Origin of the sequence: Pseudomonas sp. 008 (assembly GCF_016861935.1) — a bacterium.
Lineage (GTDB): Bacteria > Pseudomonadota > Gammaproteobacteria > Pseudomonadales > Pseudomonadaceae > Aquipseudomonas.
This window is the reverse complement of record NZ_BOMA01000003.1, coordinates 85,188-108,093: the sequence shown is the minus strand read 5'-3', so window position 1 is coordinate 108,093 and position 22,906 is coordinate 85,188. Positions and strand designations below refer to the sequence as shown.

The window sequence follows — 22,906 nt, the reverse complement described above, 5'->3', positions numbered from 1 at the left end:
ACGATGAAATTCAGTTTTTCTGAACGAGGGGTCACTCATGCGCGAAATCAGCCTGGACCGTCTGCGCACGTTGGTGGCGATTGCCGACCTGGGTTCGTTTGCCGAGGCGGCCCGTGTGCTGCACTTGGCGCCACCCACGGTCAGTTTGCATATCGCCGACCTGGAGTCGCGCGTGGGCGGCAAGCTGTTGTCGCGCACGCGTGGGCGCGTTCAGCCTTCGGCGATTGGGAACACACTGGTGGAACGTGCGCGCCGCCTGTTGGCGGATGCGGAGCAGGCGCTTGAGGACGTGGAACGTCAGGTGCAGGGATTGGCCGGGCGTGTGCGGCTAGGCGCCTCCACAGGGGCCATCGCACAGTTGATGCCGCACGCTTTGGAGACGTTGAGCCAGCGCCATCCCGCTATCGATGTGCAGGTCGCGGTGCTCACGTCGCAGGAAACTTTGAAGAAGCTTGCCGAGGGCTCGTTGGAAATCGGTTTGGTCGCGCTGCCGCAGTCCCCGGTGAAGGGCTTGCGGATCGAGCCATGGCGACGGGACCCGGTCATGGCCTTCCTGCCGGCTCGCTGGGAATCCCCGGAGGTTGTGACCCCCGACTGGCTGTCCACTCAGCCATTGATTCTGAATGACAACACCACACGTCTTTCGCGTTTGACTGCGGAGTGGTTCGCCAGTGGTGGGCCGCAGCCTGCGCCGCGTATTCAACTGAACTACAACGATGCGATCAAAAGCCTGGTGGCGGCTGGCTATGGTGCGACGTTGTTGCCGCATGAAGCCTCCACGCCATTGCCCGATACCAGGATCGTCATGCGGCCATTAAAGCCCTTATTGTGGCGGCAACTGGGTATTGCCCACCGTAGTCGAGACATCGAACGGCCTACGCAACATGTGCTGGATGTGCTGTGGGAGTTGAGTGCGGGGTAGGGGGATTTTGTCAGGCGAATCAATCGTGGAATTGCTAAACCAACTGGCGGACTCCCAAAGATAAAATCAAACCGCCGCACAGTCGGTCGATAGCTTTTTTCCTCCCTTGATACGCGGACGCAATCTTGGGTTGCGAAAGAGTGATTGCGACCATTCCATACCAGGTCATTGAAACCACCACTACAACTGCCAGCATCGACAAAAACGTGCCTGGTGAAACGTGGGCGGGGGCTGCTGCTGAAAAAACAGCGGCATAGAAGGCCATGGACTTGGGGTTGCCGATGTTGGTAACCACCCCCTGAATGAAGGACTGCCGGCAACTACCGGCGACGGCATCATTTAGCGGGCCAAGCGCATTCTTCCCCGCGTTGATCAGCAGTCGGAATCCGAACCACATCAAGTAGGCGGCGCCCAGAACTTTTACAACAAGCGCAGCCCAAGGGAGCGCAGCAAATACAACCCCGAGACCTGCAATTGCACAGGTGGACCAGAACAGATTGACCAGTACGATGCCCGCTACCAAGGCCAGAGCTTCTGACCGTGTAGCAGCCACCGCTTTATGGACCACTGCAACGAAATTTGGCCCAGGGATAACGACACCGGCCAAGTAGACCAAAAAGACCGTCAAAACGGCGGAACCATCAATCATGTGTTTCCTCGCGAGTCCTGTGGACGGTGTTCGTCACGCAAATAAGATGTTCCAGGAGCAAGGTCGCTCGTGACCTCAACGTCCATCGAGACAAGAGTTTTACACAGGGCTCTCGAGATTAGGGGCTTTTTACGCACTCAGGACCTGGTTGTTCCCCCGTTAGGCGAACGGCTGGCCCAGCGTTATCGACCTGACGTGGTGATTCCCGCAGGATTGTTCCCCATAGGTTTGGGGTTCCTGCTGATGAAATGGGGCAGCAATGTCGTGCACGCCAGCTGGCTGATGATGCTTCCAGGCTGTCTGATCTCCGGAATCGTGCAACTGAGGTGGCTGTCGGAGAGTTACCTGGTCTTTCGTTCGAGCAAAGCTCGGCTATCGGTCCAGCAGAGGTGCCAGCAGTGCACACATGCCGCGCCAGTGCGAACCCTCCCAGTAAATCCGTTGGCAGGCGTCGCAGCGCAGGAAGTGCGAATAGAGGACGCCAACGCGTGGCGGCACCTGCGGCCGGGCCAGTTCCGGGCTGATCTCGTGCAGCGGCAGGTTGCAATGAAGGCACAGGCTGAAGGGGCGCGCGCTACGCGCCAGGTCGAGGCGCTCGTACAATTCGCGCAGCTGCAGCGACGGTTTCAGGGCATGCACGTAACAGCCGTGGCTGATGATCCGCCGCTTGAGCAGTTCGCGGTCGCGGGTTAGCACGATGCGTCCTTGCTGCGCAGCGATTTCAGCGATCTCGCTATCCTCGAAGCCATTGTCGTAGAGGGTGTCGAAGCCGCTCATGCGCAGCAGGCTGGCCAGCCCGCCAAGGTGCGCATCAGCGACGAAGCGCAGCACCCGTAAAGGTTGCGTACGAACCTTGAGCAACGGGCTGATGTCCAGCGCTTCGAACTTGGGATACACCGCCAACCGGTCACCGTCGAAGATCACCCGCTCGAAGCCCACCGACTCGCCGTTGAGCAGCACCATCTCGACCTCGGTGTGCGGTATCCCGAGCGCCTCGATCATGTGCTTGACCGTCGCCCCTCGCGCGCACTCGCAAGTGAAGGGCTGCCGCCGTCGCTCGGCCGGCAGGAAATCGTTGAGCTCCTCGTAGAAGCGGAAAGTTGCACGGGTCATGTTGAACAGTATGGCAGGGCTGCAGGAAGAATGAGTTCAGCTGCTCAGGGGAGGGATGGACTATCCGGTTGAGCCAGCGCCTTCGAGCAACCCTGCGGTAGCTCGAAGGCGCTCCGGTTACTTCAGGTTGCCGCTGAGGAATTGCTGCAGGCGCTCGCTCTTGGGGTTGCCCAATACGTCCTCGGGCGCACCTTGCTCTTCGACCCGGCCCTGGTGCAGGAACAGCACCTGGTTCGACACTTTTCGCGCAAAGCTCATTTCGTGGGTCACCATGATCATGGTGCGGCCTTCTTCGGCCAGACCCTGGATCACCTTGAGCACTTCGCCCACCAGTTCCGGGTCCAGGGCCGACGTCGGCTCGTCGAACAGCATGATCTCCGGTTCCATGCTCAGGGCGCGGGCAATGGCGACCCGTTGCTGCTGACCACCCGAGAGAAACGCCGGGTATTGATCAGCAACCCGTGCCGGCAAACCGACCTTGTCCAGGTAGCGCCGGGCGCGATCCTCTGCGTCCTTCTTGCTGACACCCAGCACCCGGCGTGGAGCCATGGTGATGTTTTCCAGCACGGTCATGTGGCTCCACAGGTTGAAATGCTGGAACACCATCGCCAGGCGAGTGCGGATGCGTTGCAGCTCATTGGCGTCGGCCACGCGCATGCCGTGGCGGTCATGGACCATTCGAATTGGCTGGTTGTCCAGGCTCATGGCACCGTCGTTGGGCGTTTCCAGGAAGTTGATGCAACGTAGAAAGGTGCTCTTGCCCGAACCACTGGCGCCGATCAGGCTGATCACATCGCCGGTCTTGGCGTTCAGCGAAACGCCCTTGAGGACTTCATGGTTGCCGTAACTTTTGTGCAGGTTTTCAACGGTCAATTTGTACATGAACAAGCATCCTGAATTAGTGAGCCGGGCCGAGGAAAGACAACCAACGGCGTTCAGCCAGGCGGAACAGGCCGACCAGGGAGAATGTGACTGCCAGGTAGATCAACGCGGCGAGGCCGAACGACTGGAAGGTCAGGAAGGTCGCCGAGTTGGCGTCCCGCGCGACTTTCAGAATGTCCGGGATGGTCGCGGTGAAGGCCACGGTGGTCGAGTGCAGCATCAGAATCACTTCGTTGCTGTAGTAAGGCAGCGAGCGACGCAGGGCGGACGGCATGATCACGTAGGCATAGAGCTTCCAGCCGGTCAGCCCGTAGGCTTTGGCCGCTTCGACTTCACCGTGGTTCATGCTGCGAATCGCCCCGGCGAAGATCTCCGTGGTGTAGGCGCAGGTGTTCAGGGCGAAGGCGAGGATGGTGCAGTTCATCGCATCGCGAAAGAACGCATCCAGTACTGGCTGAGCACGCACCGCGGCCAGGCTGTAAATGCCGGTGTAGCAAATCAGCAGCTGGATATACAGCGGCGTACCGCGAAACAGGTAGGTGTAGAACTGCACCGGCCAGCGCACCAAGACATTGCTCGAGACCCGGGCAATCGACAACGGGATCGACATCACGAAGCCGAAGAGGATCGAAGCACTGAGTAGCCAGAGGGTCATGGCCAGCCCGGTGATGTGATTGCCGTCCTGGAACAGGAAAGGTTTCCAGTATTCCTGCAGTAGCTCGATCATCGCACGGCCTCCCGGGTGCCTGCGGCGTAGAAAATTTCCATCCGGCGCAAGACGTAGTTCGAAACGGTGGTGATCACCAGATAGATCAAGGCGGCCAGAATCAGGAAGAAGAACAGCTGATAGGTGCTCTTGCCCGCGTCCTGGGCCACCTTGACCAGATCGGCCAAGCCGATGATCGACACCAGCGCGGTGGCCTTGAGGATCACCATCCAGTTATTACCGATGCCCGGCAGGGCAAAACGCATCATTTGCGGGAACACCACCAGGCGAAAGCGCTGGGAGCGGGTCAGGCCGTAGGCGGTAGCCGCTTCCATCTGACCTCGCGGTACGGCGAGGATGGCGCCACGGAAGGTTTCGGTGAAATAAGCCCCGTAGATGAAGCCCAGGGTAATGACCCCGGCGCTGAACGGGTTGATCTCGATGTATTCCCATTCCATGAAGTCGGTGAACGAGGACAGCCAGGTTTGCAGGCTGTAGAAGATCAACAGCATCAGCACCAGGTCCGGCACCCCGCGAATCAGCGTGGTGTAGGCCTGCGCAGGGACGCGCAGCAGTGCCGATTTCGAAAGCTTGGCGCTGGCGCCGATCAGGCCCAGGCCAACGCTCACCAGCAAGCACAGAAAGGATAATTTGACCGTCATCCAGGAGCCTTGCAGCAATAGCGGGCCGAAACCCTGAAGGCTAAAGTCTGACAGCCCAAGAATCTGCAATAAGTTTTCTAGCATTGAGCAGCCCTACCTCAATCAAAAAAGTGCCCATCCGGAAATGGGCGCAGGGTCATTATTTGTCGCTGTAGAGATTCAGATCGCCAAAGTGCTTCTGCTGGACAGCCGCATAGGTGCCATTGTCGTGCAGTGCCTTGATACCTTTGTTCAGCAAGGCCTGGAGCTCGACGTTGCCTTTGGTGAGACCCACCGCGGTCTTGGCTGGAAGGAGGGGATTTTCGACCGGCTCGCTGACCTGGAAGTCGGCGCCTGGTGGCGACTTCAGGAAGCCCAGTTCGGCTTGCAGCATGTCCTGGATCGAGGCATCGAGGCGTCCGGAGATCAAGTCAGCGTACACCTGGTCCTGGTTGGCGTAGGCCTGGGTCTCTACCCCGGCCTTGTCCAGCACGGCCTTGGCGTAGGCTTCCTGGATGGAGCCTTGCTCGTAGCCGATTTTCTTGCCCTTGAGGGAGTCCGGATCGGTGCCGATGGCCGCGCCTTTCTTGAATACCAGCGCGGTCGGGCCAGAGAACAGCTCGTTCGAGAAATCGATGACTTTCTCACGCGCCGGCGTGACGGTCATGGAAGAGATCACGCCATCGAACTTGTTGGCCTTGAGGCCGGGAATCATGCCGTCGAAGTCGCTTTCAACCCACTTGCACTTTACCTTCAGCTCCGCGCAGATCGCGTTGCCCAGGTCGATGTCGAAGCCCACCAGGCCGCCGTCGGCGGCCTTGGATTCGAACGGCGCATAAGAGGGGTCGACGCCAAATCGCAACTCCTTGTACTCCTTGGCCAGCGCAGAACCGGCAGCCACACACAAAGCCAATGCAGAAAGAGTGAGAAATGCTTTTTTCATTATTTTATTCCCAGGGACCATCGAAAGCGCTTGTGCCGCAAGAGCGCGTGTACTGCGCTGCGAAATGTCTTATGCACACGCAAGTACTTGTACAGACAAGCATATGCAATCACCCGGCCAATTCGCCGATTGGGCGTTTGAGAAAACGCGTACAGCGCTCTGGGATGGGCTTGGCAGGCAGGTGAACGCTGGGGGGGAGGCAACCTGCGGGGCTGTTACCTAAGCAGGTTTTTACACCCGGCTGGGGTATGCGGTAACAAAGTGTGGGTTAAGGGTGCCGACTTTCCTGGCTCAAGCCTTGACCCAACGCTGACGGCTCCAGCTACTCAATGTATCGACGGCCAAGACCAATAACAGCATCGCCAGAATAACCGTGCTGGCTTGAGCTTCCTGGAACAGGCTGAGGCTGACATAGAGCATTTGCCCCAAACCACCGGCGCCGACGAAGCCGAGCACACTGGCCATGCGGATGTTGTTTTCCCAGCGGTACAGGATGTAAGCCAGTAGCTGTGGCAACAGGTTGGGCAGGGTGCCGTAACAGAACGCCCATACGGCATTGCCGCCCTGCAGACGGATCGCGTCGGCCGGTTCTGGCGGGGTGTTTTCCAGTGCTTCGGCGAACAACCGGCCGAGCACGCCGGTGGTGTGCAGGGCCAAGGCCAGGGTGCCGGCGTTGGGGCCGAGCCCGGCGGCCAGGACCATCAGCGCGGCCCATACCAGTTCCGGCACCGCGCGCAAGGCGTTGAGCACCAGGCGTGACGCGCTCTGCAAAGGCCAGCCGTAGCGCCCGGCTGCGGGCAATGCCAATAACAGGCCGAACACCGCCGCGAGCAGGGTGCCAAGGGCCGACATCGCCAAGGTTTCCAGGGCGCCGTGGCCGATGGCTTGCAGATGGCCCGAGCTCAGGTCCGGGCTGAGAAAACGCCGGGCATAAGCGCCCATCTGCTTCAGGTTGCCGGCGCCGCCGAGCTCGCCGAGGTCGATGCCAAGGTAGTTGAACGAGGCGATGACCGCTGCGCCGATGCACAGAAGCAGTGCCAGGTTGAACAGGCGATTCATGTCAGCCTCCAGCGCAGCAGGCGGCTGAGTTGATCGGCGAGCAGCACCAGGACGAGGAACGTTAATAACAGACTGGCCACTTCACCGCCGGCGAACATGCGCAACGACAAATCCATTTGCTGGCCCAGGCCGCCGGCACCGACGAAGCCCATCACCACCGAGGCGCGGATGGCGCATTCCCAGCGGTACACCGTGTACGACAGCAGTTCCGCAGCGACATTGGGCAGGATTCCGTAGCAAAAGGCTGCGAGCCGACCACTGCCGGACTGTAGTAGCGCGTGTACCGGGCGCTGGTCGACCGACTCGAAAATTTCCGCGTAGACCTTGCCCAACATGCCGCTGTAAGTGATGGCAATGGCCAGTACCCCGGCCGTCGGGCCGAGGCCGACGGCGCGCACGAACAGCAGGGCCCAGACAATTTCCGGCACGCTGCGCAGGAAGATCAGTAAACCGCGTATGGGCCAACGCAGCAGTTGGCCCCAATAGCTCGGGTGGCCAGCGCGGGAGGCAGCAGACAGCGACAGAGCACGACTGGCGAGCAGGCCGGCGGGAACGGCCAACAGCAACGCCAGGGCCATGCCGGCCGTGGCGATGGCCAGGGTCTGCAGGGTGGCTTGCAACAACAGCTGGATGAACTCGTCGCCATGGGCCGGTGGCCAGAAGGCGGATACAAACCGGCCCATCTCGTTCTGACTGTCACTCGCCACCAGCACACGGAGGTCCAACTCGCTGAAGCGGATGCCGGGCCACAGCAAGGCAAGGGCCAGTAGGGTGAGCAGCAGACGGGGCAGGGCGGCCGGATCGCGGGTGTCAGACGTCAGCATCGGGGGATCTGCACACTCAAGGGAGCCGGAGGAATCGGCGAGGATTGCAACTGCTCATTGGCGTAGAGCTTGTCGAGCAGCTCGCGGTCGACGGCGCTGGCCGCAAGGTCGAACAGGATCTGTCCATCACGCAAGCCGATGATGCGCGAAAAGTGCGCCAGGGCGAGGTCCACCGCGTGCAGGCTGGCGACCAGGGTGACGTTCTGCTCCCGGGCATGGCGGCACAGCACCGAAAGCGTGTGCTGGGCCAACACCGGGTCCATCGCCGATACCGGCTCATCTGCCAGCAACACCTCGGGCGCTTGATACAACACGCGGGCAATGCCCACGCGCTGTAGCTGTCCACCGGACAGTTGCTGGCAATGCGCGAACAACTTGTCACTCAGGTCCAGCCTGGCCAATGCCGCGCGTGCGCCCGGAACATCCAGCGGATGCAGCAGGTTCAGCAGGCTCTTGCCCAGACCCCACTGACCCAGCTTGCCGGCCAGAACCGCGGTGACCACGCGTTGGCGCGGGGGCAGGGGAGGCGCCTGATGGATAAGGCCGATGCGCGCGCGCAGCCGCTGACGCTGACGGGCAGAAAGCTGCCAGACGCGCTCGCCGAGCACCTGCAGCTCGCCGTTGCCCGGCCGCAGGGCGGTGGCCAGCAGGTTGAGCAGACTCGACTTACCCGCGCCGGATGGGCCGATGATCGCGACCTGTTCGCGTGCACCGATGTGCAAATCCACGCCACGCAGCGCCTGGACACCGTTGGCGTGGGTAAGGCTGACCTGGGTCAGATGCAATGTCATTTGAGCAGTTCGGCGGCGCGTGCGGCTTCCTCGATGCCCTTGTAGTTCTCAGGCTTGGTTTCGATAAAGCGGCTGGCGGCCTGCAGGTCCAGAATCTCCTTGTCTTTCGGGTTCGCCGGATCGAGCGCCAGGAACGCAGCCTTTATCTTGGCTGCCAGCGCCGGATCGAGGGTTCCGCGCACCGTCCAGTTGTAGTCGAAGTACGCTGGGGTGGTCGAAAACACTTTGACTTTGGTGGTATCGACCTTGCCGGCAGCGACCAGTTTTTCCCACACGCTGGCGTTGAGCACCCCGGCGTCGACCTTGCCAGCCTGGACCCAGGCAACGGTGGCGTCATGGGCACCGGAGTAGCCCACGCGGCTAAAGTACGTTTCCGGCTTGATGCCTTCTTTGAGCATGAAGTAGCGCGGCATGAGACTGCCGGAAGTCGAGGACACCGAGCCGAAGGCAAAGGTCTTGCCCTTGAGATCGGCGAGGGACTTGACGGCTGGGTCGGCGGTGATGAATTTGCTGGTGAATTGGGCGTCCTGTTCACGCTGTACCAGCGGAATGGCATTGCCGGTTTTCAGGCGTGCCTGCACGAACGTAAAGCCGCCCAGCCAGGCCAGGTCGATGCGATCGGTAGCCAGCGCCTCGACCACCGCCGGATAGTCGCTGACAGGCACGAACTCAACCTTCATGCCCAATTGTTGTTCCAGATAGGCGCCAAGCGGCTTGAACTTGCGCAGCAGTTCGGTCGGCGCTTCATCGGGAATCGCGCTGACTTTCAGGGTCTCGGCGGCTTGCGCCAGCAGGGTGCAAAAAGACAAGGACAAGCCGACGGCCAGTGCCAGGGTACGCTTGAGCATGGAACATCTCCGGTGCATTTACGAAAGAATGTCGAGGCGCCTGGCACAAGGTGATTGCTGCGTGGCGCTTTGTGAGGGTAGCCGAAATGGAGCGAAATTGACTGCTTTTGGGCTATTGCTGTTTATTGAGAAAGGCGGCATACGGCCCGAAGCTGCCCGTTGAATCAGACTGCAATCGGCCGCAGTCACCGGCAAGCAGCAGTTCGTAACTGTTATCCGATGCAAAGTTTGGCCATTGAATTTATAAAGGCGGCAAAGCACCGTATCAGGACGCCGTAAAGGTATTTTCCATCGGCCAGCGCATTTCCAGATGTTCAGTCAAATAATGCATAAAAGCTTTGACCTTGGGTGTGATGGCGGCTCGTTCCTGGACACATACATAAATATCGAGCGGTTCAGCGTAGGCATAAGTTGAAGCGTGGCGATGTTCAAACAGAGGAACGAGTTGGCCACTTTCGATAAAGGGCGCCGCCACGAACTCCGCCAAACGGGTTATTCCCGCGCCACGGACGGCCATTTGGGCTAGAGCGTCAACATCGTCGCTGATTGCGGTCGCATTGAGAGTAGCGTCGTAACGTTGGCCATCCCGGATAAAACCCCAACGTAGAAAGCGTCCGTCTAGTGGGTAGCGAAACGGTAGACAGGCATGGTGCTGGAGTTCTTCAGGATCGCGTGGCCAGCCGGCTCGTTCCAAATAGATGGGTGACGCGCAGATGATAAAAGGGACTGAAACGATCTTGCGAGCGACGATCCCCTCTTCTAGTTGTGGTTTTATCCGCAGGCTCAGATCAATGCCTTCTTGAATATGATTAATTTTGCGATCTGTGGTTGAGAGTTCAAGTATCAGGCGTGGGTAACGTGCAGCGAAGCCGGCGATTAGTGGCGCCAACACATGCCGCCCGAAAGCGGAGGTAGAAGCGATGCACAGTCGCCCTTGGAGTTGAGTCTGCGCGCTGGTGATCGCGCTTTGCGCCGATTCGAGATCACGCGCTATACGTTTCACTTTTTCGTAGTACACCATGCCGCTTTCGGTTAACGCCATGCTACGCGTGGTGCGCTGGAGAAGGCGCGTACCCAGGTGGGTTTCCAAGCGATTTAGGGTCTGGCTAATGGCTGCCGCACTGACGCCCAGGGTTTTGGCCGCGCCCACGATGGAGCCCGCTTCAACCACTTTGATAAAGCTAGCAATCGCCCCTAACAGGTTCATCTTTGTTCCAGCGAGAAGAGTCATTCATAAGATTTTGTTTATAAAGCAACCACTGCTAGCCGTCTAGTTGCTAATTTTTGATCTTGCTATGGTGTTCATCACCTACCACTCGAAGATCAAAAAGGTCTGATATGAATCCAAAAACATCCTCTAAAGCTCTATTTTTCAACCAACGCAAGCTCTCGGTTCGCGCTACGCCTTATGTTTTCGCACTGTATATGGCCACCATCATGGCGCTCTTGATGTCATTCGTGATCACTGCGGCAAATTCCGGTATTGAGAATGATTACCTAAGTAATGCGCTGCACGCCTATAAATTGGCCATGCCAGTGGCATTCCTGTGCATACTCGTCGTTCGCCCCATTGTGCTCAAACTGGTGTCTTTGACTGTACACCCACATCGTTAAGGGCGACCGCTTGCGGCCCAATTGATGGGGCGTTGTGGACAACCCTATTGGGTCGACTGTTGCCGGCCGTCACAGGTCGGAGTCGACCTAAAGCTGACACTGTCCGCAGTCAGCTCCAAGCCTTCTCTCGATCCAGCAGGTTGTGGGCTATTCAGCGGCGCCACGACCCCTCGGGCAATTCGACCTGCCGATGCGCCGCAGCCAAGGCAACCTTCAGCCCCTCTTTATCCAGCGGTATGCAGTAGGCGGGTTTAGCCCGTTCGAATCGCCAGCTTTCATCAAGACTGCCCGCATCTACCGCGTCGAATCCAATCTCGTCCAACAACTTGATCACCAGCGCTTTCGCCGCCGGATCATCCGCCGCGATCGGCAGTGCGCGTCGGTCGGGCGCTGCTTTCGGGCGCGCGTCCTGCACCAGGTCCTTGGCGAGGATTGCATTGAACACCTTGACCACGCTGGAGTGGGGCAGATGCTCGGCGAGCAAGCGGCTGGTGGTGGTTTCGAATCGGTCGAGAGCGGCAATGTAGAGGAGGGTTATGAAGTGACTTTCAGAATTGGCCCGTTGACCGCGTCCAGTTTGACCGCCAGGCCGTTGGCGCCTTATCGGTTGGTAGCCTGTGCGGCACCGAGCTACCTGACCGACCGCGGAGTGCCGCAAATACCGGATGATCTGAAGAACCATGAGTGTCTGGGGTATGCCTATTGGTCCCGGCCGGCCGACCGCGAATGGGTATTCTGCAAAGGCCCCGCAGTTGAACGGGTACAAGTCGTCAGTCGATTGCAGGTCAACGAGAGCAAAGCACTGCTGTCGGCAGCGCTGGACGGGTTCGGGATTATCCTTGGTCCCGAAGACTTTCTTGAGCCCGCGTTGCGCAGCGGTGAGTTGGTTCGACTGTTAGCTGATTACGAAGCACCAAGCCGACAAATGCATTTGCTCTACACGGCCAATCGTCAGAGAACAGCCAAACTCCGACGATTTATCGAGGCTGCGCTCGTCCGCTTTGGTGCTCCTTGAGCAGGCTTTTGAGTTGTCTCAGCCGCATTGAATTGTGATTGATCGCGGTCGCAGGCCACTGCTTCATTGACTGGCTGTTGTTGGGCCGATTGTTGCCTGTCGCCAAGGGCAGTAAACGACCCATTGCAAGCGATCGCAGCCAATGCAGTTACGGTCAGTTTGCCCGCGCCGAGAGTCGCGTCGTGCAAGATCTACCCGGTTGCGCCGCACTAGAGCATCACGCTGCGTCAATGCCTGTTGCAACCGCCGAGCCACTGCTACGCCAGGACAATACGTTTGAGCTTGGCGTTCAGTGCGGCGAACGCCGCTTCGGTACTGGCCTTGTGGTTGGTGATAAGCACGTCGATGCGTTCTGGCGGGCAGAAAGCGACGCGGCTCTCCACGCCGATCTTGCTGTAGTCGGCGAGGATGACCACGCCTTCGGCATTGTCGGCCATGGCGCGCGCCACTTCGGCTTCGCGGTGGTCGTAGTTGCTGGCACCGCGCTGGGCGTCGATGCCGACGGGCGATAACAGCGCGAGGTCGGCCCGATAGCGGCCAATTTCCGCCACCGTGGTGCCGCCAACCGTAGCGGGAGCACGGTCGCCGAGCGAACCGCCCAGTACGATCACCTCGTTGTACTGGCCGCCTGGCACAGCGGGATTACGCAATTGCAACGCCACGTTGAACGAGTTGGTGATCACGGTCAGCCCTCCCAGCTTGGCCAGCTCTTCGGCGAGGATGACGGTGGTGGTGCCCGCGTCGATAAACACAGTCTGTCCGTGCGACAGCAGACTGACCGCTGCGCGCGCGAGGTCACGTTTGAATTTGACGTTGATGTTCGCCCGCTCGGCGATGGGCGCTTCGTCTTCAACGCGGATGGCGCCGCCGTGTATCCGCTTCAACTCCCCCTGTTCTTCCAGAGCGACCAGGTCGCGTCGCACCGTCTCGCGTGAAACGTTCAGCTCCGTGACGATGCGGTCGGTGGTGACGCGCTGCAAAGTCGATAGTAGTGCGCGGATCCGCTGGTAACGCTCTTCTTGCCACATACCGGGTGTCCCTGCTGTTCGAGTCGCTGTCCGAGCACGCATTGTGGAGAGGCGTCAGTCGCTGTCAAGTTTGGCGCGGCCTCGTGATCATTGGGCTGGCGCAGCCTGCGCGTCATGTTTGTGTGATATTGAGGCATTATTGTTTTTTTGTGTATTTGGAGCTAGCCTCGTGGCCGGACGGTTTCTTCCCCCTCGTCCGCATTTCGAAACACGCTTTCGCCATCGCCTCGGTTGTAACCTCTCATTTAGAAGTAGGAGCTATGCCATGCAGCGTCGCCAGTTTCTGAACACCCTCGCCACCGTTTCCGTTGTCAGTCCGCTGTTGTTGTCATCCCGCATAACGCAAGCCGCCACGCCCCCGGCCACACCAAGTGCGCTGGACCCGGCGCGCTGGTCGCCGCTCAACCAAAAGCGTCTGCAGGCGGTGATCGATGAGCACGGCGTCAAGAGCGCGTCCTACCGCCCTGACCAGCGCCCGTACGCGGTGTTCGACTGGGACAACACCTGCATCATGAACGACTGCGAAGAAGCGCTGCTGGTCTACCAGATCAATCATCTGCAGTACAAGCTGACGCCCGATGAGTTCGCTGAGGTGGTGCGTCAGGACGTGCCGAACGGCGCGTTCATGAAGGACTACACCACGGTGGACGGCAAGCCGGTCAAGATGGAAGACATCGCCAGCGACGTAGAAGCGGATTACCGCTGGTTGCACGCCAACTACAAGGGGCTCGCCGGCGACAAGAGCCTGGAAGAGATTCAGGCCAGCGAGCAGTACAAGGATTTTCTCGCCAAGCTCTACTTTATGTACGACGCGATCTGCGACAGTTACCCGGTGGAGATCGGCTATAAGTGGATTCTGTATTTCTACAAGAACATGACCACGGCTGAGTTGCAGGCGATGGCCGAGGCTTCCAACAACTACGCCATCGGCGACGCACTGCGCAAGGTCAAGTACGAGAGCTCACGCACGTTGCCGGGCAAGGCCGGGGTGGTGGCGGATACGCACTTTCATGGCATCCGCATCCATGAGGAAATCCGCGGCCTGATGCACACGCTGCGCGCCAACGGCATCGACGTCTATGTCAGCACCGCCTCGATCGACGATGTGGTACGCGTGTTCGCGGGCAATCCTCATTACGGATACGACGTTCCGCCTGAGAACGTGATCGGCCTGCGCATGGCGATGGAAGGCGGCAAATACACCACTCGCTATCAGCCGGACTGGCACTTCAACTACGGGCCGGGCAAGACCGTCGGCATCAAGAACGTGCTGGTTAAACAGAAGGGCTATGGCCCGGTGTTGGTGGCTGGCGACAGCGATGGCGATGCCTGGATGCTGCGCGACTTCAACGATACGGCGGTGGGGGTGATCGTCAACCGCATGAAGAAGGGCGAGATCGGCGCCGACAGCCAGCAGGCCGCTACCCAGTTGGGCACCCCGAACGCCCGCTTTATCCTGCAGGGGCGCAACGAGCACACTGGCCTGATGATTCCAGACGAGAAATCGCTCAAGTACGGTAAAGACGAGCTTAAGCTGCTGGCTTGATGGCACTGGCTCGCGGGTGGCCGGCGGCCATCCGCGACCCGCAGTGCAACTCGCCTTGTACCTGCGGGAATGATGATTCTGCGCCGGAAAGTCGTTACCGCTACCGGCCCGAGTGAGTCAGTCGTATCGAGTCAAAATTGTGAGTGGCCCTGGAATTACGAGGCGCGCCCCACAGACCGCTTTTGGCCGTTTGCTGCCCGTCGCACACCCTTACCGCACTGATGTCTGATAATCACCCGGAAGTACCGCGGCTTATCAAGCAGTTTCGCAAGAGCGAGCTCACGGCAAATCACTGGACGAAGTTTCCGAGGGTAAAGTTGTAGCGAACTGAGTCGTTTCAGCTAGCCAACCCTCAGCGCGCCTACCTGTTAGTCTTGCGCAGCAGTCCGTGGGCCATCTCGATGGCCTGCTCGCGTGAGGCGGCGAACAGCAGCGGGTAGCCCCAGACCTTGGCGAACAGGCCGGCGAATGCCTTGAATCCCAAGCGCTTTGCCGCGCTGGGTTCGACCATGATCAGGGCCAGAACCATACTGCGCAGTTGCGCCTTGTGCTTCTTCATCCACAACGTGGTGCGTTTCTTTTCTTCTGGTGAGTGCTCATGGTCATCGCCGGGTGGCGTTTCGCTGAGCAGCACGAATGGTTCGCCGCGCTGCAGGTTGGCTGCGAACTCGTCGAAGTCCTTCTGGGTATTGTGCCCGGGCTCGTGAGCGAAACTCATCCACACCAGCGGGAATTCAGTGCTATTCATCGGCATGGCGGGTTCCTTTGCGGTTGAGGTGACGCCAGCTGGCGGCGATGGCGCACAGGCCGGGCAGGGTGATGAAGAATACCGCCGAGAAGGCGACGTACCAGCCGTCGCGCAGCCCGTCACTGATTCCTCCGAGGGTATTGAGCAAGACAAGCAGGCTGCCGAAGATCAGGACAGCCCACTGGGTCTTGCGGGTTTCGATCAGGGCGAGGAGCACCGTGACGATCCAGGAACCATAGAAGGCGGGAAACACCCACAGCACGCCAGGCTCGAAGGTGATCGCCGGAACCGTGCCCTGTGCCCTCACGAAGTCGTTTACGTAGAAGAACAATTGGAAGGTCACGAAGAGCACCGCGCCAACGGTAGTCGTCAACCAGAACAAGGTGACCTTGTTCGAGTGGTGTATGGCCAATACTTCAGCCGGGTTTAGGGTAGGCATGAGCATGTTCTCGATGTTCAAGGTAGTAGGGACGCGAATCGCCAGCGGCGAAGCGCGTCCTGCGAGTAATCAGTAGCGGTAGTCCAGCGTGGCCATCAGGTTGCGCGGGGCGCCATAGGTCACGGTGTCGAAGTCCCCCTTCTGCAAGGCGTACTTCTTGTCGAACAGGTTGTTGACGTTGAGGCCCAGGTCGATGTTCTTGCTGAGGGCGTAACGCCCCATCACCGAGGTCAGTGCATAGGCGCTCTGTTCGCCGCCCAGCGTGCTGGTGCCGACGCCCGGCACCTGGTAGAAGCGGCTCTGCCACTTCACCCCCGTGCCCAGGGTCAGCTTGTTCCACGCACCGGGCAGCCGATAAGTGGTGAAGAGCTGGGCCGTGGTGCGCGGTAGTTGAGCGTTCAGGCGCTCGCCATCGCCATCTTCGGCGGTGAAGTGGGCGACACCGGCGTAGATGTTCCAGCCATTAGCCAGCTCGCCCTGCAGGTCGAACTCGATACCGCGCGATTTGGTGCCATCGGCACCGGTATAGGCATTGGCTCCGCCTGGGGTGAACGCGCCGGGGACCAGCTGCGCGGCGTTGTCCAGCGTGGTCTCGAACACCGCCACGGCAGCATTCAGGCGCCCGTCCAGGTAGGCGGCCTTGAGGCCGACTTCCTTGGTCTTGCCCTTGGACGGTGTGAGCACGTTGCCGGTCGTGTCGCGGAAGTCGGTTTGCGGGTTGAAGATTCCCGTGTAGCTGACGTAAGCCGAGTAGGTGCTGTCGATGTCGTAGACCAGTCCGGCGTACGGGGTGAATTCGTTGTTCTTCTTGTAGTGCAGCGTGCTGCCGTTGGCGTCGTCGTCGACCTCGTAATAGTTCAGGCGCCCGCCGACGATGAGCTTCAGCGGATCGGCCAGGGAGAAGCGAGCCGCGCTATAGATGCCGCTCTGTTTGACCTCGGTGCGGGTGGGGAGATGCGGTATGGCATCAAAGTTGGGCCGTGGCGTGCCTGGGCTCAGGGTATGGATGTTGATCGGCGTAAAGCCTGCGAAGAACGGCGCTACATCGTCCTGACTGGCCTTGCGGCGTGAACTTGTCGCTCCGACCACCAGATCGTGCTGGCGGCCGAGCATTTCGAAGGGGCCGCTGGCCATCACGTCAAAAGTGTTCTGGCGGCTACGCCCCTCGGACGCCAGTGCAAACGGGAAGGCGCCCAGCCCCGTGGCGGGGTCAGGCCGGCCACCCAGGGAGACCAGTTCGGCTTCGGTTTCGGTGCGGTACTGGTTGAACACGCCCTTGAGCGTCCAGCCATTGTCGAAGCGGTGCTCGACTTCGGCAAAGGCCGTCTTCAGGGTGTTGTCGAATTGGCTCCAGTCCTGCCCATAGCTCTTGGAGCGCGAATAATCGATCTGCGAACCGTTGCTGTACCACAGCGGCAAGCCGCCCCAGGTGGCACCCTTTGGCGTGATGTCTTGATAGTCGTAGCCCAGGCTCACCGTGGTATCGGTGGTCAGGTCGGCCTCGACGATGCCGTAGAATGCCTTGCGCTCGGGCTTGTATCCGTCAAGGTACGAGTTGCCGTCCTGATAGGTGCCTACCAGGCGCGCGCGGATGCGGCCGTCCTCGGTCAGCGGTGTGGAGACGTCGCCCATGCCGCGATGGGTATCCCAGCTCCCGGCACCGAGGGAGGCGGATGCGGCGAATTCAGGTGTCGGCCGTTTGCGCACCAGGTTGATGGCGGCCGAAGGGTTTCCGGTGCCGGTCAGCAGGGCTGAGCCGCCACGCACCACCTCGACACGGTCATAGAATGCGGTGTCCAGGGCGCTGATGCCGCTGCCGTTGACGGTGTTGCCGATCACGGTGGGGATGCCGTCGTACTGCACGTTGTTAATCAGCAACCCCCGCGAATAGAAGCTGGTGCGCTCGCTGTCGGCCTGGCGCGCGGTGACACCGTTGGTGTTCTCCAGCACGCTCTGCACCGTGCTGAGTTGCTGGTCGTCCATGCGCTGGCGCGTGATCACGGTCACCGCCTGGGGCGTTTCCTTCAGCGTCATCGGCAGGCGCGTCGCCGCTGCCGTCTCGCCGGTGGTGTAGGAGCCGGTTCCCTCGGTGGTCGCGTTGTTCATTTGGCCTGTCACGCTGATTGCCGGCAGGGCCACTTCCTCCTGGGAGGAGTCTGCTGCCTTGTTCTGCGGCTGCGCCGTCTCGGCGGCAAATGCGCCCGGCGCACTGAGCAGAAGCGCTGCCGCAATCGCCGAGCCCAGCGCGCTGCAGGGCGCGGTTTTGAGGTGCCCGGCGAGCGGTGGACAGACGACTGAATCGGCGCACAGAGCAAGAGACGAGCGAGACTTCCCTGTAATGGATGAAGCGTTCATTTAAGCAATACTCATTTGCATTTAGATGGCGCATTTAACAACAAAGGCAATGCGCCATGATGGTGAAATCAGGCCAGATTGTTATTCGATTCGGCCAATAATGATCGCGCCCTCCCGTTGGCCGTTTTGAGTAATAGTTATGGTTAATTACGGAATATGGTCGACTTGCCAGGCGGACTGACGAGGGGGGAAACGGCCGGCGTGACATGCGGCGATGTCGCCGTTGTGCGCGGTCGTCTTCATGGGCGAGCGGCGTTGCCGGGTGCGTGGGGGCTTCGCTGAAGTCCGCGGCTTTTTGATAAAGCAGCGCAGGCTTGCGTCAGGACAGGCGGATTGGATCAGAGGGCGATCGGATCGGGGAGCATGATTCCGGGCGCAGCTGTCGTCACCGCGCTGCCGGTGCGATCCGAAAGGTAGCGAGCCGGCGGCTTGCCCACCGCCTTGCGAAACATCGTGACGAAGCCGCTGGCGTTTTCGTAGCCCAGTTCCAGCGCCACCGTTTGCACGCTGTCACCCTTGGTCAGCCGTTGCAGCGCCAGGATCACGTGCAGCTGCCGACGCCAGCGCCCGAAGCTCATGCCAATTTCCTGCAGCAGCAGGCGGCTCATGCTGCGCTCGCTCATACCTATGCGCGTCGCCCAGGCGGTCTTCGACGTCTTGTCAGCCGGCGTCGCTAGGATCATTTCCGCGAGGCGACGCAAGCGTGGGTCGCGCGGCATGGGCAGGTGCAGGTCCTCCACCGGCGCCGCCACCAGCTCGTCGAGCAACACCGCCAGCAGCCGTTCCTCCCGTCCGCCTGGGGCGTACAGCTCGGGAACGGCGGTCGCCTTGAACAGCAACTCGCGCAGCAGCGGCGATACCGAAATTGTGCAGCAGGTGGTCGGCAGATCCGGCGCGGCATCCTGCTCGACGAACAGGCAGTAGCACTCCACTTCACCGGAACCCCAGGCCGAGTGGGGCAGGTCGCCGGGGATCCACAAGGCGCACTGCGGCGGCACGATCCAGACGCCTTCTTCGATTTCGCAGTTGAGGATGCCGCGAACCGAGTAGATCAGCTGCGCCTTGCGGTGCTGATGCGTGGCATTTTCCCAGTCCTTGGCGACCAATGTGGCACTCAGAGCCACAACCGGCCGCGAGACGTTGTCGACGTCCATGGTGGAGGTCAGATCGGTAACGGCAATGCTCGACATGAGGTGTAGAGACTCGGATAGAAAAGGAGGCCTTGGCCTAGCTGGAAAGTATCACGAGCCACTAATGTAATGACATCCGGCCATCCCTCCACAGAGGAGCATGGATCCTCCTGGCAGGGGATAGGTCGATTCTCTCCACGACCTGCATCTGTTTCCAAGATCCTTGTGTCTAGACCTCCGCCAAGGTTTGGGGCAAATACGTGCTGCAGCGGCAGTTCACACTGAGCAATATCAAGTGGGTTCGTGACGCCTGGATTATGCCAGCACCAGGCACCGTTCAAACGAGTTATGGCTTTTGGACGAAAGCAGTCTCCTGCTAATGGCTGCTTTTGGCCGAATGCTGCCTGTTGCGTCGATCGGTTGAATCCACAACCCAAAGCTGACACTGTCCGCAGTCAGCTCCAAGCCTTCTCTCGATCCAGCAGGTTGTGGGCTATTCAGCGGCGCCACGATCCCTCGGGCAATTCGACCTGCCGATGGGCCGCAGCCAAGGCAACCTTCAGCCCCTCTTTATCCAGCGGTATGCAGTAGGCGGGTTTAGCCCGTTCGAATCGCCAGCTTTCATCAAGACTGCCCGCATCTACCGCGTCGAATCCAATCTCGTCCAGTAACTTGATCACCAGCGCTTTCGCCGCCGGATCATCCGCCGCGATCGGCAGTGCGCGTCGGTCGGGCGCTGCTTTCGGGCGCGCGTCCTGCACCAGGTCCTGGGCGAGGATTGCATTGAACACCTTGACCACGCTGGAGTGGGGCAGATGCTCGGCGAGCAAGCGGCTGGTGGTGGTTTCGAATCGGTCGAGAGCGGCAATGTGACCGTCACGTTCCGGGTAGTAGTTATTGGCATCCAGCACGGTTTTACCCTCTAGCCACCTGGCTGGCACGCTTCGGTAATGCTCAAGAGGAATTGCCACGAGTACAACTTCGCCAAATTGTGCTGCGTCCTCGATAGTGCCGACCTGACTGCCAGGAATGCCACTGCGCACGCTGCTCATGGTCTGTGGCCCACGTGAATTGCTGAGCATCGCCTCGTGTCCCGCGGCGATGACCAATTGCGCCACTGCACGTCCGATGAAGCCTGCCCCAATAATGCCGATACGCATGTCCTTGCTCCGCTGCTAAAAAGAAGAAACCATGATGATTGCCAACCAATGGCAGATAAATAATCATCGGCTACTTAGTCTCGTTACCAGGAGTGTTGAATGATGGATCGTCTGACGAGCATGGGAGCGTTTGTGATGGCGGCGGAATCCGGCTCCTATGCCAGTGCTGCCGAGCGATTGGGCCTGTCGGCGCAGATGGTGGCCAAGCATGTTGCCGCGCTTGAGCAGCGGCTAGGTGCGCGGCTACTGAACCGTACCACCCGACGCCAGAGCCTGACTGAGTTGGGCAGTGCTTACTACGAACGCTGTAAGCACATTTTGAGCGAAGCTCAGGCTGCCGACTCCCTTGCGCAGATCATGAACGACACCCCGCGCGGCAAACTGAAAATCAGTGCTCCCGTCACGTTCGGCTCCTATAGCCTCATGCCTTTTGTGACGGAGTTTTTGCGTCAACACCCGGAAGTCGAAATCGATTTGCATTTGACCGATCGCTTCGTCGATCTGGTGGAGGAGGGTTATGAAGTGACTTTCAGAATTGGCCCGTTGACCGCGTCCAGTTTGACCGCCAGGCCGTTGGCACCTTATCGGTTGGTAGCCTGTGCGGCACCGAGCTACCTGACCGACCGCGGAGTGCCGCAAATACCGGATGATCTGAAGAACCATGAGTGTCTGGGGTATGCCTATTGGTCCCGGCCGGCCGACCGCGAATGGGTATTCTGCAAAGGCTCCGCAGTTGAACGGGTACAAGTCGCCAGTCGATTGCAGGTCAACGAGAGCAAAGCGCTGCTGTCGGCAGCGCTGGACGGGTTCGGGATTGTCCTTGGTCCCGAAGACTTTCTTGAGCCCGCGTTGCGCAGCGGCGAGTTGGTTCGACTGTTAGCTGATTACGAAGCACCGAGCCGACAAATGCATTTGCTCTACACGGCCAATCGTCAGAGAACAGCCAAACTCCGACGATTTATCGAGGCTGCGCTCGTCCGCTTTGGTGCTCCTTGAGCAGGCTTTTGAGTTGTCTCAGCCGCATTGGCTTGTGATTGATCTCGGCCTTGTGTATTCCGCGGTAGCAAGGGTTCATAGGCATGACCTGAAGCTAGCCGGCAAAAGAAGCTGCGCCTTAACTGACTGGCATTTACCAAAGCGCCAGGGTGTAGCTGAGGATCAAGCGGTTCTCATCCAGATCATTACCGAAGTTCGAACGCACCGACGCGTTGCGCCATTTGAGGCCCAGCCCTTTCAGCGTACCGTCCTGCACCACGTAAGCGATATCGGTGTTGCGCTCCCATTCCTTGCCTTCACCTGGCGCTGCGCGTTGCACATTGTCGCCAGAAATGTAGCGGGTCATAAAACTCAGCCCCGGCACACCGAGTGCGGCAAAGTTGTAGTCGTAGCGTGCTTGCCAGGAATGCTCGTCGATGTTGGCGAAGTCGCCGATCTGCACGAAGTTGACCAGGAATGGATCGCTGCGCCCAATATACGGAAACGGATCGTCGCCGCTCATGCGTTGGTAGCCGAAGCCCAGGGCATGGCCACCAAGGCTGTAGGTAAACAGTGCACCAAAGGCCTTGTTGTCGAGCTCACGGAAGCTGCCGTCTTCGGTACTGCGTGCATAGCGCACGTCGCTCTTGAGCGACTGGCCCTTGCCCAGGTCCAGCAAATGCACCAGCCCGAGGTAGTTCTGCTGGTAGATATTCTCCAGCGTGCCATAGCGGTACTGCGCAGTCAGGTTTGGCATGAACTGATAGTCAGCCCCGGCAAACTGGAACTTGTCGCTTTGCCCGCCGATGCGGTTGGCGGTCATGTTCTGATAATTGGTGGAGTCAACAACATTTATCTGTGTGAGTTGACCGGCTGTGAGCTTCAAACGGTCGATTTCCTGCACATTGACCATGCCGCCCTTGAAGGTTGACGGCAAGGCAACAAACGAGTGTCATTGGAGTTCACTACCGGGTCCTTGATTTGCAAAGTCCCAAGCTTCAGGGTGCTGTTGGACAAGCGCACTTTGGCGGTCATGCCCAATTTGCTGTAGCTATTCTGGGAGCCACCGGACAAATCCGCCGGCAACAGATTGGTGCCCGCCGTCCCCCCACCGGAGTCCAGTTTGAAACCGGCCATGCCCAAGGCATCCAGGCCAAAGCCCAGAGTGCCGGCGGTGTAACCGGACTCCATCCGCAACAGGAAACCCTGCGCCCATTCCTCTGCCTTGTCCCGCGAACCTGCCTGGCGGAAATCGCGATTGAAATAGAAGTTGCGCGCTTCGAGACTGCCTTTACTGTCGGCAATGAAATCCGCCTGGGCAGCCGGTGCACAGAACAGGCTCAAGCCGAGCAATGTGCCAACCGGGACGTACACGCGCTGGGTGGAAATGAAATCGTTCATGCCATGCTCCTTTTGCAGGCGCGAGCGAACCCTCTCGGGGGCGTTGCCGCTCGCGACCGATGTTGTCGATAAGAAGTGGATCAGCGACGTCTGAGCAGTCTTGCTCAGACGTGTCGA

21 protein-coding genes and 3 pseudogenes are annotated in these 22,906 nt (G+C 59.7%); 5 read left to right on the top strand and 19 right to left on the bottom strand.

Annotation, left to right across the window (positions count from 1 at the left end; translation table 11 throughout):
* Positions 1 to 37 precede the first annotated feature (37 nt).
* On the top strand, positions 38 to 922 hold the full coding sequence (locus JUI81_RS07750) for a LysR family transcriptional regulator (RefSeq protein WP_096479956.1): 885 nt from the start codon (positions 38 to 40) through the stop codon (positions 920 to 922).
* Between the two features lie 34 nt (positions 923 to 956).
* Here JUI81_RS07750 and JUI81_RS07745 read toward each other — a convergent pair whose 3' ends face one another.
* The 11 genes from JUI81_RS07745 to JUI81_RS07695 form a co-directional block, all read right to left on the bottom strand.
* Positions 957 to 1,571: a LysE family translocator gene (locus tag JUI81_RS07745; protein ID WP_019580184.1), complete on the bottom strand. Its 615-nt coding sequence runs from the start codon at positions 1,569 to 1,571 to the stop codon at positions 957 to 959.
* 372 nt (positions 1,572 to 1,943) lie between these two features.
* Complete coding sequence (locus JUI81_RS07740) at positions 1,944 to 2,684, bottom strand: Mut7-C RNAse domain-containing protein (RefSeq protein ID WP_204124039.1); 741 nt, start codon at positions 2,682 to 2,684, stop codon at positions 1,944 to 1,946.
* Between the two features lie 117 nt (positions 2,685 to 2,801).
* On the bottom strand, positions 2,802 to 3,566 hold the full coding sequence (locus JUI81_RS07735; RefSeq protein ID WP_019580188.1) for an ABC transporter ATP-binding protein: 765 nt from the start codon (positions 3,564 to 3,566) through the stop codon (positions 2,802 to 2,804).
* A 16-nt stretch (positions 3,567 to 3,582) separates the two neighbouring features.
* On the bottom strand, positions 3,583 to 4,293 hold the full coding sequence (locus tag JUI81_RS07730; protein ID WP_204124038.1) for an ABC transporter permease: 711 nt from the start codon (positions 4,291 to 4,293) through the stop codon (positions 3,583 to 3,585).
* Complete coding sequence (locus JUI81_RS07725) at positions 4,290 to 5,018, bottom strand: ABC transporter permease (RefSeq protein WP_204124037.1); 729 nt, start codon at positions 5,016 to 5,018, stop codon at positions 4,290 to 4,292. The genes JUI81_RS07730 and JUI81_RS07725 overlap by 4 nt, the downstream gene beginning before the upstream one ends.
* A 55-nt stretch (positions 5,019 to 5,073) precedes the next feature.
* Positions 5,074 to 5,856 carry a transporter substrate-binding domain-containing protein gene (locus JUI81_RS07720; RefSeq protein WP_096479959.1) on the bottom strand — a complete coding sequence of 261 codons (783 nt, stop codon included), beginning with the start codon at positions 5,854 to 5,856 and terminating at the stop codon, positions 5,074 to 5,076.
* A gap of 291 nt (positions 5,857 to 6,147) precedes the next feature.
* A complete protein-coding gene (phnE, locus tag JUI81_RS07715) occupies positions 6,148 to 6,915 on the bottom strand; it encodes a phosphonate ABC transporter, permease protein PhnE (RefSeq protein ID WP_204124036.1) in 768 nt (255 codons plus the stop codon).
* Positions 6,912 to 7,739, bottom strand: coding sequence for a phosphonate ABC transporter, permease protein PhnE (phnE, locus tag JUI81_RS07710; RefSeq protein ID WP_028941347.1), 828 nt, complete (start codon positions 7,737 to 7,739; stop codon positions 6,912 to 6,914). Before phnE (JUI81_RS07710) ends, phnE (JUI81_RS07715) begins: the two co-directional genes overlap by 4 nt.
* On the bottom strand, positions 7,733 to 8,530 hold the full coding sequence (locus JUI81_RS07705) for a phosphonate ABC transporter ATP-binding protein (RefSeq protein WP_028941348.1): 798 nt from the start codon (positions 8,528 to 8,530) through the stop codon (positions 7,733 to 7,735). The genes phnE (JUI81_RS07710) and JUI81_RS07705 overlap by 7 nt, the downstream gene beginning before the upstream one ends.
* A complete protein-coding gene (locus JUI81_RS07700) occupies positions 8,527 to 9,378 on the bottom strand; it encodes a putative selenate ABC transporter substrate-binding protein (RefSeq protein ID WP_019580195.1) in 852 nt (283 codons plus the stop codon). Before JUI81_RS07700 ends, JUI81_RS07705 begins: the two co-directional genes overlap by 4 nt.
* A gap of 265 nt (positions 9,379 to 9,643) precedes the next feature.
* On the bottom strand, positions 9,644 to 10,585 hold the full coding sequence (locus JUI81_RS07695; RefSeq protein WP_096479961.1) for a LysR family transcriptional regulator: 942 nt from the start codon (positions 10,583 to 10,585) through the stop codon (positions 9,644 to 9,646).
* 131 nt (positions 10,586 to 10,716) lie between these two features.
* On the opposite strand from JUI81_RS07695, the gene JUI81_RS07690 reads away from it, so the two are divergent.
* The gene (locus tag JUI81_RS07690) at positions 10,717 to 10,992 is read left to right on the top strand and encodes a DUF2798 domain-containing protein (protein WP_018925645.1); all 276 of its coding nucleotides are present in this window, start codon (positions 10,717 to 10,719) and stop codon (positions 10,990 to 10,992) included.
* 151 nt (positions 10,993 to 11,143) lie between these two features.
* On the opposite strand, the pseudogene JUI81_RS07685 reads toward JUI81_RS07690, so the two are convergent.
* Positions 11,144 to 11,518 (bottom strand): annotated as a pseudogene (locus JUI81_RS07685) (NADPH-dependent F420 reductase); the annotation flags it as partial.
* Here JUI81_RS07685 and JUI81_RS07680 point away from each other — a divergent pair.
* Positions 11,516 to 12,007: pseudogene (locus tag JUI81_RS07680) on the top strand (LysR substrate-binding domain-containing protein); the annotation flags it as partial. The pseudogenes JUI81_RS07685 and JUI81_RS07680 sit on opposite strands and share 3 nt — an antisense overlap.
* A 257-nt stretch (positions 12,008 to 12,264) precedes the next feature.
* Here JUI81_RS07680 and JUI81_RS07675 read toward each other — a convergent pair.
* On the bottom strand, positions 12,265 to 13,077 hold the full coding sequence (locus JUI81_RS07675; protein ID WP_230175050.1) for a DeoR/GlpR family DNA-binding transcription regulator: 813 nt from the start codon (positions 13,075 to 13,077) through the stop codon (positions 12,265 to 12,267).
* A gap of 223 nt (positions 13,078 to 13,300) precedes the next feature.
* Here JUI81_RS07675 and JUI81_RS07670 point away from each other — a divergent pair, with 223 nt between their 5' ends.
* A complete protein-coding gene (locus JUI81_RS07670; RefSeq protein ID WP_018925648.1) occupies positions 13,301 to 14,581 on the top strand; it encodes an HAD family hydrolase in 1,281 nt (426 codons plus the stop codon).
* Positions 14,582 to 14,942: 361 nt separating this feature from the next.
* Here the strand turns inward: JUI81_RS07670 and JUI81_RS07665 are convergent, their stop codons facing one another.
* The 5 genes from JUI81_RS07665 to JUI81_RS07645 all read right to left on the bottom strand — a co-directional run bounded on the left by JUI81_RS07665 (position 14,943) and on the right by JUI81_RS07645 (position 20,413).
* Positions 14,943 to 15,335: a hypothetical protein gene (locus JUI81_RS07665; protein ID WP_019580200.1), complete on the bottom strand. Its 393-nt coding sequence runs from the start codon at positions 15,333 to 15,335 to the stop codon at positions 14,943 to 14,945.
* Positions 15,322 to 15,768, bottom strand: a complete 447-nt coding sequence (locus JUI81_RS07660) for a hypothetical protein (RefSeq protein ID WP_231380620.1) — start codon at positions 15,766 to 15,768, stop codon at positions 15,322 to 15,324. The genes JUI81_RS07665 and JUI81_RS07660 overlap by 14 nt, the downstream gene beginning before the upstream one ends.
* A gap of 69 nt (positions 15,769 to 15,837) precedes the next feature.
* Positions 15,838 to 18,123, bottom strand: a complete 2,286-nt coding sequence (locus JUI81_RS07655) for a TonB-dependent siderophore receptor (protein ID WP_019580202.1) — start codon at positions 18,121 to 18,123, stop codon at positions 15,838 to 15,840.
* 338 nt (positions 18,124 to 18,461) lie between these two features.
* Positions 18,462 to 19,313: a helix-turn-helix domain-containing protein gene (locus JUI81_RS07650; RefSeq protein ID WP_019580203.1), complete on the bottom strand. Its 852-nt coding sequence runs from the start codon at positions 19,311 to 19,313 to the stop codon at positions 18,462 to 18,464.
* A gap of 437 nt (positions 19,314 to 19,750) precedes the next feature.
* Positions 19,751 to 20,413: an NADPH-dependent F420 reductase gene (locus JUI81_RS07645; protein WP_019580204.1), complete on the bottom strand. Its 663-nt coding sequence runs from the start codon at positions 20,411 to 20,413 to the stop codon at positions 19,751 to 19,753.
* A gap of 99 nt (positions 20,414 to 20,512) precedes the next feature.
* Between JUI81_RS07645 and JUI81_RS07640 the strand changes: the two genes are divergently transcribed.
* Positions 20,513 to 21,409, top strand: coding sequence for a LysR family transcriptional regulator (locus JUI81_RS07640; protein WP_204124035.1), 897 nt, complete (start codon positions 20,513 to 20,515; stop codon positions 21,407 to 21,409).
* A gap of 133 nt (positions 21,410 to 21,542) precedes the next feature.
* Here the strand turns inward: JUI81_RS07640 and JUI81_RS07635 are convergent.
* Positions 21,543 to 22,789, bottom strand: a pseudogene (locus JUI81_RS07635) (OprD family porin).
* Between the last annotated feature and the right edge of the window lie 117 nt (positions 22,790 to 22,906).

Excerpts from the sequence above, each read along its gene's own strand:
- JUI81_RS07750 (WP_096479956.1), top strand. The coding sequence starts at position 38 with ATGCGCGAAATCAGCCTGGACCGTCTGCGCACGTTGGTGGCGATTGCC.
- JUI81_RS07745 (WP_019580184.1), bottom strand. The coding sequence starts at position 1,571 with ATGATTGATGGTTCCGCCGTTTTGACGGTCTTTTTGGTCTACTTGGCC.
- JUI81_RS07740 (WP_204124039.1), bottom strand. The coding sequence starts at position 2,684 with ATGACCCGTGCAACTTTCCGCTTCTACGAGGAGCTCAACGATTTCCTG.
- JUI81_RS07735 (WP_019580188.1), bottom strand. The coding sequence starts at position 3,566 with ATGTACAAATTGACCGTTGAAAACCTGCACAAAAGTTACGGCAACCAT.
- JUI81_RS07730 (WP_204124038.1), bottom strand. The coding sequence starts at position 4,293 with ATGATCGAGCTACTGCAGGAATACTGGAAACCTTTCCTGTTCCAGGAC.
- JUI81_RS07725 (WP_204124037.1), bottom strand. The coding sequence starts at position 5,018 with ATGCTAGAAAACTTATTGCAGATTCTTGGGCTGTCAGACTTTAGCCTT.
- JUI81_RS07720 (WP_096479959.1), bottom strand. The coding sequence starts at position 5,856 with ATGAAAAAAGCATTTCTCACTCTTTCTGCATTGGCTTTGTGTGTGGCT.
- phnE (WP_204124036.1), bottom strand. The coding sequence starts at position 6,915 with ATGAATCGCCTGTTCAACCTGGCACTGCTTCTGTGCATCGGCGCAGCG.
- phnE (WP_028941347.1), bottom strand. The coding sequence starts at position 7,739 with ATGCTGACGTCTGACACCCGCGATCCGGCCGCCCTGCCCCGTCTGCTG.
- JUI81_RS07705 (WP_028941348.1), bottom strand. The coding sequence starts at position 8,530 with ATGACATTGCATCTGACCCAGGTCAGCCTTACCCACGCCAACGGTGTC.
- JUI81_RS07700 (WP_019580195.1), bottom strand. The coding sequence starts at position 9,378 with ATGCTCAAGCGTACCCTGGCACTGGCCGTCGGCTTGTCCTTGTCTTTT.
- JUI81_RS07695 (WP_096479961.1), bottom strand. The coding sequence starts at position 10,585 with ATGAACCTGTTAGGGGCGATTGCTAGCTTTATCAAAGTGGTTGAAGCG.
- JUI81_RS07690 (WP_018925645.1), top strand. The coding sequence starts at position 10,717 with ATGAATCCAAAAACATCCTCTAAAGCTCTATTTTTCAACCAACGCAAG.
- JUI81_RS07675 (WP_230175050.1), bottom strand. The coding sequence starts at position 13,077 with ATGCGTGCTCGGACAGCGACTCGAACAGCAGGGACACCCGGTATGTGG.
- JUI81_RS07670 (WP_018925648.1), top strand. The coding sequence starts at position 13,301 with ATGCAGCGTCGCCAGTTTCTGAACACCCTCGCCACCGTTTCCGTTGTC.
- JUI81_RS07665 (WP_019580200.1), bottom strand. The coding sequence starts at position 15,335 with ATGCCGATGAATAGCACTGAATTCCCGCTGGTGTGGATGAGTTTCGCT.
- JUI81_RS07660 (WP_231380620.1), bottom strand. The coding sequence starts at position 15,768 with ATGCCTACCCTAAACCCGGCTGAAGTATTGGCCATACACCACTCGAAC.
- JUI81_RS07655 (WP_019580202.1), bottom strand. The coding sequence starts at position 18,123 with ATGAACGCTTCATCCATTACAGGGAAGTCTCGCTCGTCTCTTGCTCTG.
- JUI81_RS07650 (WP_019580203.1), bottom strand. The coding sequence starts at position 19,313 with ATGTCGAGCATTGCCGTTACCGATCTGACCTCCACCATGGACGTCGAC.
- JUI81_RS07645 (WP_019580204.1), bottom strand. The coding sequence starts at position 20,413 with ATGCGTATCGGCATTATTGGGGCAGGCTTCATCGGACGTGCAGTGGCG.
- JUI81_RS07640 (WP_204124035.1), top strand. The coding sequence starts at position 20,513 with ATGATGGATCGTCTGACGAGCATGGGAGCGTTTGTGATGGCGGCGGAA.